Annotated in this window: 19 protein-coding genes; 10 read left to right on the top strand and 9 right to left on the bottom strand. The window is 63.9% G+C overall.

Annotated elements, in window-relative coordinates; genetic code table 11:
* Together Q8R81_RS04160 and metH are read left to right on the top strand one after the other, a co-directional pair.
* The coding region (locus Q8R81_RS04160; protein ID WP_305616188.1) for a homocysteine S-methyltransferase family protein at positions 1-355 on the top strand (355 nt) is incomplete at its 5' end.
* A gap of 116 nt (positions 356-471) precedes the next feature.
* On the top strand, positions 472-3117 hold the full coding sequence (gene metH, locus Q8R81_RS04155; protein ID WP_305616187.1) for a methionine synthase: 2646 nt from the start codon (positions 472-474) through the stop codon (positions 3115-3117).
* Between the two features lie 180 nt (positions 3118-3297).
* On the opposite strand, the gene Q8R81_RS04150 is transcribed toward metH, so the two are convergent.
* Positions 3298-3570 (bottom strand): hypothetical protein, encoded by a 273-nt coding sequence (locus Q8R81_RS04150; RefSeq protein ID WP_305616186.1) that lies wholly within the window; start codon positions 3568-3570, stop codon positions 3298-3300.
* A 172-nt stretch (positions 3571-3742) separates the two neighbouring features.
* On the opposite strand from Q8R81_RS04150, the gene Q8R81_RS04145 reads away from it, so the two are divergent.
* From Q8R81_RS04145 to recQ, 3 genes are all read left to right on the top strand, one after another.
* A complete protein-coding gene (locus tag Q8R81_RS04145; RefSeq protein ID WP_305616185.1) occupies positions 3743-4933 on the top strand; it encodes a cation:proton antiporter in 1191 nt (396 codons plus the stop codon).
* A gap of 101 nt (positions 4934-5034) precedes the next feature.
* Positions 5035-5496, top strand: a complete 462-nt coding sequence (locus tag Q8R81_RS04140; protein ID WP_305616184.1) for a nuclear transport factor 2 family protein — start codon at positions 5035-5037, stop codon at positions 5494-5496.
* Between the two features lie 27 nt (positions 5497-5523).
* Positions 5524-7326, top strand: a complete 1803-nt coding sequence (gene recQ, locus Q8R81_RS04135) for a DNA helicase RecQ (RefSeq protein ID WP_305616183.1) — start codon at positions 5524-5526, stop codon at positions 7324-7326.
* A 109-nt stretch (positions 7327-7435) separates the two neighbouring features.
* Here recQ and Q8R81_RS04130 read toward each other — a convergent pair whose 3' ends face one another.
* Positions 7436-8449 carry a TerC family protein gene (locus Q8R81_RS04130; protein WP_305616182.1) on the bottom strand — a complete coding sequence of 338 codons (1014 nt, stop codon included), beginning with the start codon at positions 8447-8449 and terminating at the stop codon, positions 7436-7438.
* A gap of 61 nt (positions 8450-8510) precedes the next feature.
* Entirely contained in the window at positions 8511-8684 is a 174-nt protein-coding gene (locus tag Q8R81_RS04125) for a DUF465 domain-containing protein (RefSeq protein ID WP_305616181.1), read from the bottom strand.
* A gap of 434 nt (positions 8685-9118) precedes the next feature.
* Here Q8R81_RS04125 and Q8R81_RS04120 point away from each other — a divergent pair, with 434 nt between their 5' ends.
* From Q8R81_RS04120 to Q8R81_RS04100, 5 genes are all read left to right on the top strand, one after another.
* Positions 9119-10027: an SPFH domain-containing protein gene (locus Q8R81_RS04120; protein WP_305616180.1), complete on the top strand. Its 909-nt coding sequence runs from the start codon at positions 9119-9121 to the stop codon at positions 10025-10027.
* A gap of 10 nt (positions 10028-10037) precedes the next feature.
* On the top strand, positions 10038-10235 hold the full coding sequence (locus tag Q8R81_RS04115) for a toxin-antitoxin system HicB family antitoxin (RefSeq protein ID WP_305616179.1): 198 nt from the start codon (positions 10038-10040) through the stop codon (positions 10233-10235).
* 84 nt (positions 10236-10319) lie between these two features.
* Positions 10320-11318, top strand: coding sequence for a right-handed parallel beta-helix repeat-containing protein (locus tag Q8R81_RS04110; protein ID WP_305616178.1), 999 nt, complete (start codon positions 10320-10322; stop codon positions 11316-11318).
* Between the two features lie 40 nt (positions 11319-11358).
* Positions 11359-11697 carry a hypothetical protein gene (locus tag Q8R81_RS04105; protein ID WP_305616177.1) on the top strand — a complete coding sequence of 113 codons (339 nt, stop codon included), beginning with the start codon at positions 11359-11361 and terminating at the stop codon, positions 11695-11697.
* Positions 11698-11748: 51 nt separating this feature from the next.
* Complete coding sequence (locus tag Q8R81_RS04100) at positions 11749-12054, top strand: hypothetical protein (RefSeq protein WP_305616176.1); 306 nt, start codon at positions 11749-11751, stop codon at positions 12052-12054.
* Between the two features lie 31 nt (positions 12055-12085).
* On the opposite strand, the gene ribA is transcribed toward Q8R81_RS04100, so the two are convergent.
* From ribA to rpmG, 6 genes are all read right to left on the bottom strand, one after another.
* Positions 12086-13150: a GTP cyclohydrolase II gene (gene ribA, locus Q8R81_RS04095; protein ID WP_305616175.1), complete on the bottom strand. Its 1065-nt coding sequence runs from the start codon at positions 13148-13150 to the stop codon at positions 12086-12088.
* Entirely contained in the window at positions 13147-13938 is a 792-nt protein-coding gene (locus Q8R81_RS04090) for an exodeoxyribonuclease III (protein ID WP_305616174.1), read from the bottom strand. Before Q8R81_RS04090 ends, ribA begins: the two co-directional genes overlap by 4 nt.
* A gap of 65 nt (positions 13939-14003) precedes the next feature.
* Positions 14004-14321: a hypothetical protein gene (locus Q8R81_RS04085; RefSeq protein ID WP_305616173.1), complete on the bottom strand. Its 318-nt coding sequence runs from the start codon at positions 14319-14321 to the stop codon at positions 14004-14006.
* Positions 14322-14344: 23 nt separating this feature from the next.
* A complete protein-coding gene (locus Q8R81_RS04080; RefSeq protein ID WP_305616172.1) occupies positions 14345-14635 on the bottom strand; it encodes a HigA family addiction module antitoxin in 291 nt (96 codons plus the stop codon).
* 775 nt (positions 14636-15410) lie between these two features.
* Positions 15411-16070: an outer membrane lipoprotein carrier protein LolA gene (locus Q8R81_RS04075; protein ID WP_305616171.1), complete on the bottom strand. Its 660-nt coding sequence runs from the start codon at positions 16068-16070 to the stop codon at positions 15411-15413.
* Between the two features lie 96 nt (positions 16071-16166).
* Entirely contained in the window at positions 16167-16334 is a 168-nt protein-coding gene (rpmG, locus tag Q8R81_RS04070; protein WP_305616170.1) for a 50S ribosomal protein L33, read from the bottom strand.
* Between the last annotated feature and the right edge of the window lie 6 nt (positions 16335-16340).

Below are 16340 nucleotides of genomic sequence, written 5' to 3'. Positions count from 1 at the left end.
CCGCCATGCCAAGCCGCTCACCATCGGTCTCAACTGCTCGTTCGGTGCCACCCAGCTGCGCCCGCACGTAAAAACGCTGTCCGAAATCGCCGACACGCTGATCATGGTCTATCCCAACGCCGGCCTCCCCAACGAACTGGGCGAATACGACGAAATGCCCGCCACCACCGCAGGCCTCGTCAAGGAATGGGCTGACCACGGACAGGTCAACATCCTCGGCGGCTGCTGCGGTTCCACGCCCGCACACATCGCGGCAATGGCGCAGGCGGTGCAGGGCTTGCCCGCCCGCAAGATGGCCGTGCCCGCAACAGTCACATGCCTCGCAGGCCTCGAACCGTTTATCATGGCGGCCTGATTTCGTCCCCCTCCCGCAAGCGGGAGGGGTTAGGGGTGGGCAGCACCACAGCGCTCACTCCAGAGAAAAAGAACCCACCCCCGACCCCTCCCGCTTGCGGGAGGGGGGAGTAGAAAATGAACACCACCGCCTCTGCCCCATCCGGCTCCCGCTTCGTCAACGTCGGCGAACGCACCAACGTCACCGGCTCTGCCGCCTTCAAGAAGCTGATCCTTGCGGGCGATTACCCCAAGGCCGTCGAAGTGGCGCGCCAGCAGGTCGAAAACGGCGCGCAGGTGATCGACGTCAACATGGACGAGGGCCTGCTCGACGCGGTCGAGGCGATGACCACCTATCTTAAGCTGATCGCCGCCGAGCCTGACATCGCCCGCGTGCCGGTGATGATCGACAGCTCCAAGTGGGACGTCATCGAAGCGGGCCTGAAGTGCGTATCGGGCAAGCCCATCGTCAATTCGATCTCCATGAAGGAAGGCGAGGAAGCCTTCCTCACCCACGCCCGCAAATGCATGGACTATGGCGCTGCCGCCGTGATCATGGCGTTCGACGAAAAGGGTCAGGCCGACACCAAGGAGCGCAAGGTCGAAATCTGCGAGCGCGCCTACAAGCTGCTCGTCGGCATGGGCTTCCCGCCCGAAGACATCATCTTCGATCCCAACGTCTTCGCCGTCGCCACCGGCATCGAAGAGCATGACAATTACGGCCTCGATTTCATCGAAGCCACGCGTGAGATCAAGGCGCGCTGCCCGCACGTCCACATCTCGGGCGGCCTCTCGAACCTCTCGTTCAGCTTCCGTGGCAACGAAATCGTGCGCCGCGCGATGCACTCGGTGTTCCTCTACCACGCGATCCCGGCGGGCATGGACATGGCCATCGTCAACGCTGGTCAGCTCGATATCTACGACCAGATCGACCCGGTGCTGCGTGAAGCCTGTGAAGACGTCGTGCTCAACCGCCGCAAGGTGGCCGAAGGCGAACAGACCGCCACCGAGCGTCTGATCGAACTGGCCGAAAGCTACAAGGGCAAGGACGTCGTCGCCGAAAAGGCCGCCGAGGAATGGCGCGGCTGGGACGTTGTCCGCCGCCTTGAACATGCGCTGGTCAAGGGCATCGACGCTTACGTTGTCGAGGATACCGAAGAAGCCCGCGCGATGATCGACGCACGCGGTGGACGTCCGATCGAAGTGATCGAAGGCCCGCTGATGGAAGGCATGAACACGGTCGGTGACCTGTTCGGATCGGGCAAGATGTTCCTGCCGCAGGTGGTGAAATCGGCCCGCGTGATGAAGAAGGCCGTGGCCCACCTCATCCCTTTCATCGAAGCTGCCAAGCAGCCCGGTGCCAAGGCCAAGGGCAAGATCATCATGGCCACGGTCAAGGGTGACGTTCACGATATCGGCAAGAACATCGTCGGCGTGGTCCTGCAATGCAACGGCTATGAGGTGCTGGACCTTGGCGTGATGGTGCCGTGGTCGACGATCCTCGACACCGCGCAGAAGGAAGGCGTCGATATCATCGGCCTGTCCGGCCTGATCACGCCGTCGCTCGATGAAATGGTCACCGTGGCCGAAGAAATGAAGCGCGCCGGGATGAGCATTCCGCTGCTGATCGGCGGGGCCACCACCAGCAAGGTCCACACCGCGCTGCGCATCGATCAGGCGTATGACGGTCCGGTCGTCCACGTGCTCGATGCCAGCCGCGCAGTCGGCGTCGCCTCGCAACTGCTGTCCGATACGCAGGCCGATCCTTTCATCAAGGCCACGGCGGCGGAATACCAGCACGTGCGCGATGCCCGCGCGGGCAAGGGCGCGTCAAAGCTGCTCAGCCTCGAAGATGCGCGTCTCAACGCCTTTGCGCCCGATTTTTCGGAAAAGGCCCCGCCGCCCGAACAGCCGGGCCGTCATGTGTTTGATGACTGGAGCCTTGATGATCTGGTCGATTGCTTCGACTGGACGCCGTTCTTCCGCGCTTGGGAACTGGCCGGCACCTGGCCGTCGATCCTGGAAGACGAAGTGATCGGGGAATCGGCACGCAGCCTTTATGCCGATGCCAAGGTGATGCTCGAAAAGATCATCAGCGAAAAGTGGCTCACGGCCAAGGGCGTCGCCCAGTTCTGGCCCTGCGCCCGTCATGGCGACGATGTGGTGATCCACCCCAACGACGATGAACTCTCGGTCCGCCTGCCGTTCCTGCGCCAGCAGTTCATCAAGAGCCGTGGCCGCGCGAACTTCTCACTCGCCGATTTCATCGACCCAGAAGGTGACTGGATCGGCGGTTTCGCTGTCGGCATCCACGGCATCGACGAACACCTCGCCCGCTTCAAGGCGGACAACGACGACTATTCGGACATCCTGCTCAAAGCGCTGGCAGATCGTTTCGCCGAAGCCTTTGCCGAAAGGCTGCACCAGTATGTCCGCACCACGCTCTGGGCTTATGCCCCCGGCGAACAGCTGACCAATGAAGCGCTGATCCGCGAACAATATCGCGGCATCCGCCCCGCGCCCGGTTATCCCGCGTGCCCGGACCATACGCTCAAGCCGATCCTGTTCGATCTGCTCGATGCGACCAACACGGCAGGCATCACGCTGACCGAATCGCAGGCCATGCTGCCCACTTCGGCGGTGTCGGGCTTCTACTTCGCCCACCCCGAAAGCCAGTACTTCGGCGTCGCCACCATCGGGCGCGATCAGTTGGAAGAATATGCAGGCCGTCGCGGCATGGACCTGCCCGTGATGGAACGCTGGCTGAGGCCGAACCTGGATTGACGCACCAAAGCCCCCTCCTCTTACACGGAGGGGGCTGGGGGTGGTGCCTTCTGCTTCTTCCTCTCCAACACGATAACTGCTCCCCCGCGAAGGCGGGGGCCTCGGTGTTGTTGCGGAACGCTAGCGTAAACCTCCTGAGACCCCCGCCTGCGCGGGGGCGCACTGGTCTTGGGAAGCGGCCTACTGCAACCGACTGGCCGCAACCCGCGATTGTGCCCGCCGCTGAAGATAATCGGCCTCCACGTCCGGCACTTCAGCTTGCCCCGCCAGCACGCCCAGCGCTGCGCCAAGCCCGTGATGCGCCAGTTCGCCCAGCGCCGCTTCGGTATCCTGCCCCAGCTCTGCAGCCAGCGCTTTCAGCACCCGCGCCATTTCGGCAAACTCCACTTCGCTTTCCCACGCCGCCTTGCATTCTTCACGGCGCACGAAGCTGTCACGCATCTCAAAGCCCATCGCAGATCTCCGTACACGGCGGACTGCCCGCCATGTCCACAAGCTGTCAGGTGAAGGACAAGGCGCGCTTAAGCTGCTCCCGCGCACCTTGCCGGAGCCTAGGGATGGTTAAGCGGTAACCCATTTTTGGCGCGGCTTGCCTTGGCAGAGCCTGCGCGGCATGACGCAGGCAATGGGCACCACCGAAATCTTCCTGATTGCGCTGACGATCATCCTCGCCGTACCCTACCTTGCATGGCGCTTGCTGCGCACCGATTACTGGGCACCGCTGGTGGTGGTGCAGATCGTCGGCGGCATTTTGCTCGGGCCGGGCGTGCTGGGCGCTGCTTTCCCCGAATACTACGCCTTCGTGTTCAACCCGCAGGTCATCGGATCGCTGAACGGCATCGCATGGTGGGCGGTGATGATGTTCGTGTTCGTGGCCGGGCTGGAACTCGACATATCGGACGCCTGGGCCAACCGGCGCGAAACCGCCATCACAGCGGCGGGCGCGCTGGTCACGCCGCTGGTGTTCGGCGCTGCTGCCGCTGCACTGCTTCTGCAGACGCCCGGCTGGATCGGGCGGAACGGCACGTATGCTCAGGCCGTGCTTGGTATCGGCATGGCCTGCGCGGTCACCGCGCTGCCGATCCTCGTGCTGCTGATGGAAAAGCTCGACATCTTCCGCCAACCGCTCGGCCAGCGCATCCTGCGCTATGCCAGCCTCGATGACATCGCGATCTGGGGCGTGCTGGCGTTGATCCTCGTCGATTGGGAGCGGGTGGGGCGGCAGGCGATCTTCCTTGTCGCCTTTTCGCTCGCCTCATGGGCCGTGCGCGCGCTGTTCCGGCGGCTTGAGGAGAATGACCGCTGGCATGTCTCGTTGGTCTGGCTCGCCGCCGTGGGCTTTGCGGCGGACTGGTCGGGCCTGCACTTCATGGTCGGCGCGTTCCTTGCGGGCGCGGTCCTTGATGCGCATTGGTTCTCGCGCGATCGGCTCGATGGTTTCCGCCAGTTCCTGCTCCTCGCCGTGATGCCGGTGTTCTTCCTCTCCACCGGTTTGCGCACCAAATGGGACGTGGGCGGCGTGGCGGTGTTCGGCGCGGCGTTCCTGTTCCTTGCTGCCTCGGTCGCGGGAAAGCTGGTGGGTGTGCGCATCGCGGGCCGGATTCTGGGCTGGGCAAAGGGGGAGGCGTCGATCATCGGCTGGCTGTTGCAGACGAAGGCGCTCATCATGATCATCTTCGTCAACGTCCTGTTGGACAAGGGCATCGTCACCAACGAGACGTTTACCGCGCTGCTGCTGATGGCGGTGTTGAGCACGATGCTGACCGTGCCGATGGTCACGCCGAAGCTGAAGCAGCTCGACCTCTCGCACAAGTGACAGTGGCGTTTTTGGGGCATTTGAACAGGGTGTTTCTGAAGTGCACCTAGATGCACCTAGATGCACCTAGCCGCACCTAAACGCACCGGAGAGCCGCCGAGATGCCTGAAATCGACCCCATTTCGCGCCTGAGCGCCATTGAGGAAATCAAGCAGCTGAAGGCCCGCTATTTCCGCTGCATGGACACCAAGGACTTTGTTGGATTGCGAAAGGTGTTCGCCGACGATGCGGTGTTTGATGCCTCCTGTTCGCTCTCGATCGAACCAGCCGAAGATGCCGCCAACTGGGTCCATTCGGGCGGAGACACGATCGCCGCTTTCGTCGAAGCCGCCGTCGCGCCCTTGCGGACCGTCCACCACGGACATTGCCATGAGATTGAATTGCTTGGCGAAAACGATGCACGCGGGGTGATCGCGATGGAGGACCAGATCTGGGACGCAGACGGCAAGCCCTTCCTCCACGGCATGGGCCACTACCACGAAACCTACCGGCGCGAGGCCGATGGCTGGAAGATCGTCACCAGCCGCATCAGCCGCCTTCATGTGATCGTGGGCGTGGAATGACGCCGCGCGATCTGCCATAGCGGGGGCGTGACCCTTACCGCCCTCGATTTTTCGCCTTCCGATGTGCTCGACCGTCTCCACGCGGTGTTTGGATTCTCCGCGTTCCGGGGAGTGCAGGCCGATGTGGTGGAGCGGGTGCTGGCGGGGCGCTCGACCTTGGCGGTCATGCCCACCGGCGCGGGAAAATCACTGACATATCAGTTGCCTGCGGTGATGCAGCCGGGGTGCTGTGTTGTCGTCTCGCCGCTGATTGCGCTGATGCATGACCAGTTGCGCAGCGCAACTGCCAACGGCATCCGCGCCGCCACGCTGACCAGCGTGGATCTGGACCGGGGGCAGACCATCGAGCGGTTCCTGTCGGACGATCTCGACCTGCTCTATGTCGCGCCGGAGCGGGCCAGCCAGCCGCATTTCCTGGAGATGCTGCGCCGGGGCCGGGTGGCGATGTTTGCCATTGATGAGGCGCATTGCGTGTCCGAATGGGGCCACGATTTCCGCCCCGATTACAGGCTCTTGCGCCCGCTGATGGACGCATTCCCCGACGTGCCGCGCCTTGCTTTGACGGCCACGGCGGACCGGCACACGCGCGCGGATATCCTGACGCAGTTGGGCATTCCTGAAGAAGGGCTGATCGTTGCGGGGTTCGACCGGCCCAACATCCGCTACGCCATCGTCCCGCGTGACAACCCGCTGCGGCAGTTGATGACGGTGATGGCCGAGAACCCCGGCCCCGGCATCGTCTATGCCCCGACGCGCGCGCAAGTGGAGAAGCTGGCGAACCAGTTGGGCGCTAGCGGCAGGCCGGTGCGGCCCTATCATGCGGGGCTGGATGCGGCGGTGCGCGCGGCCAATCAGGCGGCGTTTGTGGATTCCGAAGACATGGTGATGGTGGCGACGGTCGCCTTCGGCATGGGGATCGACAAGCCCGACGTGCGCTTTGTGGCCCATGCCGCCTGCCCCAAGAGCATCGAGGGCTATTATCAGGAAACCGGCCGAGCCGGGCGCGACGGCGATCCTTCGGTGGCGGTGATGCTGTGGGGCGCGGAGGATTTCGTACGGGCGCGGCAGCGGATTGCCGAAGTGGAAGAGCACCGCCGCGCCGGGGAGCGGGTGCGGATCGATGCGCTGGCGGGGCTGGTGGAAACGCCGCACTGCCGCCGTGCGCTGCTGCTGCGCCACTTTGGCGAGAATCCGCCGCCGTCCTGCGGGAATTGCGACAATTGCCTGAATGCGCCGGGGGTCACCGATGCGACCGAGGTGGCGCGCAAGCTGCTGTCTGCCGTCTATCGCACCGGGCAATCGTTCGGCTTTGGCTATGTGGAGAAAGTGCTGACCGGCGTGGCCGACGAGCGGGTAACGCAGCGGGGGCATGACCAGCTTTCGGTGTTCGGGATCGTGACGGCAGACGAAGCGCCGCTGCTCCGGCCCTTGGCGCGGGCATTGCAGGCGCGGGGCGCGCTGGTGGCGACCGAGCATGGCGGGCTGGCGCTGGGCGGTGAGGCGCGGGCGATCCTGAAGGGTGAGGCCGAGGTGCCGCTGGTGCTGGCGCCGAAGAAGGAGCCGCGTTCGGGCAGACGCGCGCGGGGTGGCACCGGGGCGGCGCTCAACCCCGTGGGCGATCCGGTGTTCGATGCCCTGCGCGCGCTGCGCCGCGATCTGGCGCGCGAGGCTGGCGTGCCGCCCTATGTGGTGTTCCACGATTCGGTGCTGCGCGAGATGGCAGCCTCGCGGCCTTCCACGCTGGCGGATCTGGGGCAGATCGGCGGGGTGGGGTCTCGGAAGCTGGAGGCCTATGGCGACCGGTTTCTGGAGGTTTTGCGGCAGTTTTGAGCCCCGCCGTTTCGTCATCCCCGCGCAGGCGGGGATCCAGTGCGTTGCTGCGAGTCTTTTGTTGTTGGATTCCCGCCTGCGCGGGAATGACGAAAGGTGGTTTGAACCGTCAGTTCACGGTGCCCGGTGCAATCGGTTCTTCAGGGTCGTGCAGCGGCATGCCGCGGGTCTTCCATAGCGAGAATGCCACGCCGCCTGCGATGATCGCGAAGGTTATCCCAAGGCTGAGCGCCGGGGGGAACTTGTCGCCGCCGAGGAGGAAGTCGGTGACGAAGATCTTGCTGCCGATGAACACCAGCACGGCGGCCAGCGCATACTTGAGGTAGGCGAAGCGGTCGATCATCGCGGCCAGCGCGAAGTAGAGGGCGCGCAGGCCAAGGATGGCCATGATGTTCGAGGTGTAGACGATGAAGGTGTCTGTGGTGATCGCGAAGATTGCGGGCACCGAATCCACCGCGAAGACGAGATCGGCAAGGTTGATCACCACCAGCGCGAGGAACAGCGGGGTGGCGGCGTTGACCAGCTTGCCGGTCTTTTCATCGGGCACTTTCACGAAGAAGTGCTGATCGTGCAGTTCCTTGGTCACGCGCATGTGGCGGCTGATCCAGCGGACGACCGGGTTGTTGCCGATGTCCGGGTCATGATCGTTGGCAAAGAACATCTTGATGCCGGTGAACACGAGGAATGCGGCGAAGATATAGAGCACCCAATAGGCCTGTTCGACCAGGGCCGCGCCGCCCGCAATCATCGCGCCGCGCAGGAAGATGACCGCAACGATGCCCCATAACAGGGCGCGGTACTGATACTTTGGGGGGATGGCGAAGAAAGTGAAGATCAGGCTGATCACGAAGACATTGTCGATAGACAGCGCCTTTTCGATGAAGAACCCGGTGTAATACTTCATGCCAAGGTCCGCGCCCTTTTCGGCCCAGACCCACGCGCCGAAGGCCAGCGCGATGGTGATATAAAACGCAGTCAGCCGCAGCGATTCGCCAATGCCCATCGCCTTGTCCTCTTTGTGGAGGACGCCAAGGTCGAACGCGGTAAGCGCGACGACGAGGCCGATGAAGGCGAGCCAGAACCACGCTGGCGTGCCCAGCCAGTCTGCAAAAAGGAATTCCATCTATCGTCTCCGCACCCCGCCGCCTCCCGAATGCTTCGGCAGGCAGCAGGGTTCCTCTATTTCAGACTGTTGCCAGAGCCGCTTCGGGGCGGCGCAGGAAGAGGTGGGCGAGGCGGGCTTTTACCGCCTGCTTGAGCCGGTGCAGGCGCAGGACATCGAACGGGTCACGCGCCATGCGCAGTGCAGCGTCGAGTTTCTGGTGACGTTCGAGCAAGTGGAAGTAACGGTCAGACATCAAGGTAACCCTTCGAAAGCAGTGGCGTTCGATCAGGGATGCCGCACTTTTGACCCGAAGGTCCGGAAGAAGGGGGGAACAACACCCGGACCCAAAGCATCGGCATCACCCGATGCGGTCCGACATCACGAGGCGCTTTTCACACATGGGCGAAAGCGCCGCGCCAGAGGGGCCCGGTCCGCTCCGATAATTTGGAGCGATTCGTTCTGGATTGCAAGGGGGTTTGTTTGAGGCGTGGTGCCTACCCCGCTGCGACTAACTTCACGGCGTACCGTAAGTCTCGCCGCCCCCCCCCCCCGCCTGCGGGAGGGCGGAAGCGACTCTGACAACTCCCCTCCCGCAAGCGGGAGGGGTTGGGGGTGGGCACCTTTCCGGCTTGCCGCCAACTCCCGATTTGATATTAAAGTGATATCAGATTTAGAGGGGTAGGTTCGATGGCTGATTCGCGGACACATTCGGCAAGCAGGGAAACCGGGGCCTGGGCGGCCAACGGTTATGCCATGCTGATCGCGTTGATTGCGCTGGTGGTGTTGACCGGGGCGCGGGTGCTGGGTTTTGCCGGGAGCCAGCCGGCGGAGTCCGAAGTGCTTGGGTTCCTCTCCACCATCTTCATCGGGCCGGTGCTGATCGTGCTGATCGCATCGGGGTTCTACATGATCCAGCCCAATCAGGCGGCGGCCATCGGGCTGTTCGGAGCCTATCGCGGCACGGACCGCAACCACGGGCTGCGCTGGGTGTGGCCGTGGATGAGCAAGACCAAGATTTCAGTGCGTGCCAACAATGTGGTTTCCGAAAAGCTCAAAGTGAACGACCTGCGCGGCAATCCCATCGAGATTGCGGCCAACGTGGTGTGGCGCGTTTCGGACACGGCGCAGGCGCTGTTCGATGTGGACGATTACAAGGCGTTCGTGTTCGTGCAGATCGAAAGCGCGGTGCGGTCTATCGGTTCGCGCTATCCCTATGACGATATTGAGCATCAGGAAGTGACGCTGCGTAGCCACCACGATCAGATCAACGCCGAACTGCGCACCGAACTGAACGCGCGGCTGGTGCTGGCGGGGATCACGGTGGACGAATGCGGGCTGACGCACCTTGCCTATGCCCCTGAAATTGCGGGCGCGATGCTGCGCCGCCAGCAGGCCGAAGCGGTGATTTCTGCGCGCAAGAAGCTGGTGGAAGGCGCGGTTTCGATGGTGGAAATGGCGCTGACCCAGCTTTCGGAAAAGAACGTGGTGGAACTGGACGATGAGCGCCGCGCGGCGATGGTATCGAACCTGATGGTGGTGCTGTGTGGTGAGCGCGATGCGCAGCCGGTGCTGAACGCCGGTACGCTGTACCAGTAAGGCAGGACGAATGGCTGCGGCAACCAAGAAGGCGTTCCCGCTGCGCATCGATCCGGCGCTGTTCGCCGCGATCGAGCGCACGGCGGGGGCTGACTTGCGATCAGCGAATGCCCAGATTGAAGTGCTTTTGCGCGAGGCTTTGGCACGACGCGGGGTAAAACTGGCGGCGGCGGAGCCGGTGCGGCGAGGGCGACCGCCCAAGGAGTGAGCCGTCCCAAAGGGCAGGAACTGGAACGCAAGGGCCTGTCAATCATTTCGCGCTATCTCAGCATAAAGGATGTTGGGAGCGGATATGCGGATGATGAACCCTTTTGCCCTTCGTGAGCGCCGCCATCGTGGCCAGCGCCTTGCCGCACTCCTGCTGGGGGTAGCGGTGGTGGCCGCTATTCCGGCGAGCGCGCTGTTCGCGCAAGGGGGCCAGCGGACGCCTTATACCGTGCTGGAAACCGGTCGCAGCTTTGCGGCGTTGCAGGAGGCGGTGACTTCCATCGGTGATGGTTCGGGCACGGTGCAGATCGAGCCGGGTGTCTACCGCGATTGCGCGGTGCAGGGCGGGGGCGACGTGGGCTTCGTGGCGCAAGTGCCGGGGCAAACGGTGTTCGACGGCGCGGCCTGTGAAGGCAAGGCGACGCTGGTGGTGCGCGGGCGCTCAACGCGGGTGGAAGGCCTGATCTTTCAGAATGTGCGCGTGCCCGATGCCAATGGCGCAGGGATCCGGCTGGAGCGCGGCAATCTGACCGTGCGACAATCGTGGTTCCGCGACAGCGAGCAGGGCATTCTGTCTGCAGACGATCCGACCGGGGCGGTGCTGATCGAACAATCGACGTTCACCCGGCTGGGCCGGTGTGATCGGGGGCTTTCGTGCGCGCATTCGGTCTATTTCGGCGAATATGGCAGCGTGACCATTCGCCGCAGCCGGTTTGAAGCGGGGCGCGGCGGGCACTACGTGAAGACCCGCGCCGCACGGGTGGACGTTTCGCAATCCAGCTTTGACGATAGCGCGGGCAAGACCACCAACTACATGATCGACCTGTCTGCTGGCGCAGCTGGGCGGATTACCGACAATGCCTTTGTGCAGGGACCGGACAAGGAAAACCACAGCGCGTTCATCGCGGTGGCGGCAGAGGGGCGGGCGCACAGCTCGGCCGGGCTGCTGGTCAGCGGCAACGATGCGCGGTTCGCGCCGGGAGTGCGCTGGGGATCGGTGTTCGTGGCCGACTGGTCGGGTGATGCGCTGTCCATCGGGGCCAACACACTGGGCAGCGGGCTGACCAAGTTCGAGAAGCGCTGAGGTTGTTTTTGGGTGCTGTCGCGCTTATTTTAGCGGGGTGTTGAGCCGTCTTTCCCTGAACTTTGCCGGGCGGATCTGGGCGCTGTTGCTGGCCCTGACCGTGCTGACGCATGCCACGGTGCCGTTCGAGGCACCTTTGCAGGCGCGCAGTGGATCGGCGTTCAGCGCGGCTACCGTAGATATGGCCGTCGCGCCGGAACGCAAGCTGCAGGTGCAGCGGGCGATGGTACCGGTCGCTCCGCCAGGGCCTGTGGCCGTGCTTGCGCCTGCCGTGCCGGTGCTGGAGCGGGGCGCGCATTTCTGGCCGCCGCAGACCGCGCCACCTGCGCCCGCGCCGCTGCTGTTGCGGCCTGCACCGAGGGCACCGCCGATTTCCTGACCTGCCGCTGCGCCTGCGGGCGCTGTTGAAACGCATGTCAGGACATTCATCATGTCAAAGAGTTCTACGATTGCCTCGGCAGTGGATGCGCGCCGCGCCCATGTCGAAGCGCTGCTTGCCGCCTTTCCCGATGTTACGCCTGAAGAACGGGCGCTGCTGGTCAACTGGTTCAGAAGCGAGGCCAGCGCGCTGGATGTGGCGCTGGTGGCCAGCAATCCGGCGGCGGAGCGGGGATACCGCAAGTTCCGCGCCGAGCATGTCGACCGGTTCACCGTGAAAGACATGGTGCGCGCGCTGGTGTTTGCCGCTGTGGTGGCGGCGCTGGTGCTGCTGGCCGTGGCGGGTGCGCCGGTGTGAGGTGTTAGGGCGGGGGCTTCGGTCCTCGCCCTCAGCGCAGGAGATGGCCCGTCCGGTCGCGCTTGGTTTCCAGATAGCGCTGGTTGTGCGGGTTGGCGGGGAGTTGGTGGGCGACGCGCTCCGTCACATCGAGGCCGAGGCCTTGCAGCGTGGCGACCTTTTGCGGGTTGTTGGTGAGCAGGCGCAGCGAGGAAATGCCGAGCAGATCGAGCATGCGCGCGGCCACCGGGAAATCGCGCGCTTCGCTGGGCAGGCCTAGGCGCTCGTTGGCGTCTACCGTATCGAAGCCCTGATCCTGCAATTCGTAGGCGCGCAGCTTGTTGATGAGGCCGATGCCGCGGCCTTCCTGTCGCAGGTAGAGCAGCACGCCCCAGCCGCCGGTGTTGGCTTCTTCGGCCATGTGGGCGAGCGCTGCGTCAAGCTGGGGGCCGCAATCGCATTTGAGGCTGCCGAGGACGTCGCCCGTCAGGCATTCGCTGTGCAGGCGGACGAGCGGCGTGCGCTCGCTGGTCTGTGTGCCGAGGACGAGGGCGACGTGTTCGCGCAAGTCATCGCGTGCGCGGAAGGCGATGATTTCGGCGTGTTCGCAGGCGTGGACAGGCAGGCGAGCGCGGGCCTGGATCGAAAGGTTGAGCGGGTCTTTGAACGCGGCGAGATCGGCGGTGGAGACTTCCGCTGCGATGTCGACGCCGGTGGAGATGAGGAAGGCGGGGAGGATGCCTGCCAGCCGCGCCATGTCCATCGCGGCGGTGGCGGCGTCGTAAGCCTCGATGGGATCGGCCTTGAACGGGCCGCGCAAGGGGCTGCGCAGGTCTGCGGCCGGATCGGCGAGGTTGCGCGCGGCAGAGAGGCTGAAGGGTTCTGCGCCGTGGATCATCACGGGGGCTTCGGGCACGGCGGCATCGCGCTGGTTGGCAAGCTTCAGCGTGGCGGCGCGGGCGGCGGAGATGAGCAGGCGCGCGGCGTAGATGCCGGGCTGGACGTAGGCGGTTTCGGCAGGGAGCAGGTCCAGCGCGCCGTTTGTGCCGGTCACGCGGATCGCCCAGCCGTGGCGCAGGGCGTCCAGCGCCCTCGCAACGTTCCGCGACTCGCTCACAGATCCAGCTCGGTGATCAGCGGGATATGGTCGGAAGGCTGCTCCCACTTGCGGGTTTCCTCCACAAAGCGGTGGCCGCGCGTTTGCGCGGCGGCTTCGGGCGAGGCCCACATGTGGTCGAGACGGCGGCCCTGATCCTTCGCGCGCCAATACGAGCGGTAGGACCACCACGAATAGTTGCGCTCCGGCGCGGGGATGTGCTTGCGGCCAAGGTCCACCCAGCCGTGGGCATCGGCGAAGCGTTGCAGCGTCTCGACCTCAAGCGGGGTGTGGCTGACGACCTTGAGCAGGGCCTTGTGGTTGTAGACGTCGCATTCGAGCGGGGCGATGTTGAAATCGCCGACGATCAGCGTGGGGCGCTCGATCTTTTCGGCCCAGCGGGTCATGCGTTCGAGGAAATCGAGTTTCTGGCCGAACTTGGCGTTCACCTCGCGGTCGGCCACATCGCCGCCTGCGGGGATATAGACGTTCTCGATGATCAGGCCGTTGCCCGGCCCAAGCAGTTCAACGCCGATGTGCCGGGCCTCGCCATTGTCCTGCCAGTCATGCTTGCTGAAATCGCGGAAGGGGATGCGGCTGACGGTGGCGACGCCGTGATAGCCCTTCTGCCCGTGGATCGCGCGGTGGGTGTAGCCCAGCTTTTCGAAGACCTCGTGCGGGAACAGGTTCTCCGGCGTCTTGATCTCCTGCAGGCACAACACATCGGGCGCCTCCTGCAACAAAAAGCGTTCGACCTGATCGGCCCGGAGGCGGACCGAATTGATGTTCCATGTGGCAACCGAGATCATGCGCTCGGCTTTAGGGTCGCGGGGGGGCGATTGCTAGATGGGATGTGGGGGTGGGGCCGGCTGTTTTAGAAATGGACGATGAAGCACTTGCCATCTTCGGAATCGGATCGCGCACCGGGGATAGCACTGCAAATTTGCTCAAACTCACGCGACCCAATCACCTTGTTTGCTTGCTCCAACATACACTTGGTAAAGTCACTGTTCTTCCCGACAGGTGGTGCATTTGGCTTGCTGGCGACTCTTGTCGACAGTCCTGAGCATTCTTCTTTTGCTTGAGCGACCGACGGCAGATCACCGGTGGTTGCAGGCTTCTGAGTGCAACTGCCCAAGGGTGCGAGCACCAGAATGCCTGCTAAACGCCAAGCAATGGCTGAATAATTCATTGGCCCTGCCTATGGCTCTCTATTCACGCCGCTTCCTGCAACCGCCGCACGACTGGCTGCACGTGCTGCCGCGCCCGCCACAGGTCATAGTTAGCCTGCATCGCCAGCCATGCGCGCGCGGTGCTTGCGCCTGCCTGCTCCAGCCGCAAGGCCAGATCGGGGCTGATCGCGACCTTGCCGTTCAGCACGCGCGAGAGGGCGACGCGCGACATTGCGAGGCGGCTGGCGGCTTCGGTGATGGACAGGTTCAGCGCTTCGATCACTTCGTCACGAAGCAGTTCGCCGGGGTGGGGAGGGTTGTGCATCATGGTCATGGCCTCACCACACTATACCGTTCGGCGCATGAATCCACCCCTCCACCACCAGCTTCGCTGGCGGTTCCCCTCCCCGTTTGTCCTTCGGAAAAACAGGGAGGATTGGGGCGCAATTTTTTCGTTCGAGCTTTGGTCCCTGCGTGAGCGAGGATGGTGGTCTTCGAGAACCGGCGCGCAGCGACCTTTTTGGTCGTGAGCACCGGAAGCGCAAGAAGGCTGCCGTCCGCAGCCGCGCAGGGGGCGAAGATCGAATGAAAAAACAAAACCCCCGGACCGGGGGCATTGGTCCGAGGGTTCCATTCGCGTTCGTCACGCTTGACGGGGAGGTCATTGGGAGACCGGCAACAGGGGGGAAACCTGTCTCGACCGCCTCGTCGAGAACCGTTCTAGGGGCCGGACGCTTGCCCCCCGATGAACGGTTATGACAGGCTTGTCGCAACTTGTCGCAAGGGGCGAACGGTTGGGGGGTGAGGTGGTTTGTGGTGGCGATGGGTTGCGGGGGGGCGTTCATTTTCACTGACCCTGCCCGAATCGTCGCCCCGGACTTGATCCGGGGTTGGGCTTTTTCTGACGTTGCGAAGGGAAGCGGGGCCCCCGGTCAAGCCCGGGGTGACGAAGGAGTGTAATGGCAAAGGCAAACGCCTTCTGCTTCCCCGCGAAGGCGGGGACCTCGGGCGGTCGAGCGCTGCCGTCTGCCTTAGAGGTTGCTGAATGCGGCCTGAGGCCCCCGCCTTCGCGGGGGCGCACTCCTGGTGGCGGTGGCGGGGTTAGCCGCTCAACGCCGGGTGGCGGGGCGGGGGTCTGTCCATTTGAAGGTCTTGTCGTCCACCGCGATGCCATATTGGTGGCCGGACAGGCGCATGGTGGTGCGCTTGTTCTGGGCATCGAGGGCGACCCATGAATCGAGTTGCATACCGCCGGGGGCACCCGCGTTGCGCACGAAGATCATGGTGATCGTGCCATATTCAGGATGCTTGGGATCGCGCACTTGCAGGCTGATCACGCCGGGATCGCCGGTGGGCAACTGCTTAGCGAAGCGGGCGACGTCCTTGTTCGGATCGAGCAGCGCGCCCAGCGGGCTGTTGCCGATGGGCCAGCGCTGCACCTGCCGCACTTCATAGTCGATCATGGTCAGCGCTTTGCCATCGCCCACGATCAGCAGGGGTACGCCCTTTTGATACTGGAAGCGGATCTTGCCGGGGCGCTTCATGGTAAGCACGCCGGAGATGGTCTGGCCCGACCGATCGGTCTGCACGAAGTTGGCGCGCAGCGTGGTGATGCCGCGCAGGGCGGTGACGGCGCGATCGATTTCGGAAGGCTGGGCCTGCGCCACCGTGGGGGTGGCGAGTATGGCGGGCGTGGCCGCAGCGAAGGCAAGCGAAAGGGCCGCCGCGGGGCGGCCAAGCTTGCGAAATGTGTTCTTGATCTGGTTCATCGCCGTTCCTTGAGGTGTTGGCGTTGAACTCACCGTGAACCGTCCCGGTTCCAAGAATGGCGGGACGGGCTTCACGGAGCAGGCGCTAATGCGCGCTTACTTGATCTTCGCTTCCTTGAACTCGACATGCTTGCGCACGACGGGATCGTACTTGCGGAAGACCATCTTCTCGGTCGTGTTGCGGGGATTCTTCTTGGTTACGTAGAAGAAGCCGGTTTCTGCGGTCGAGACCAGACGGATCTTGACGGTGGTGGGCTTTGCCATTGCTCT

Source organism: Novosphingobium sp. (genome assembly GCF_030696665.1).
Classification (GTDB): domain Bacteria; phylum Pseudomonadota; class Alphaproteobacteria; order Sphingomonadales; family Sphingomonadaceae; genus Novosphingobium.
Note: the sequence above shows the minus strand (reverse complement) of the source record. Positions and strands in the feature narration are given on the sequence as shown.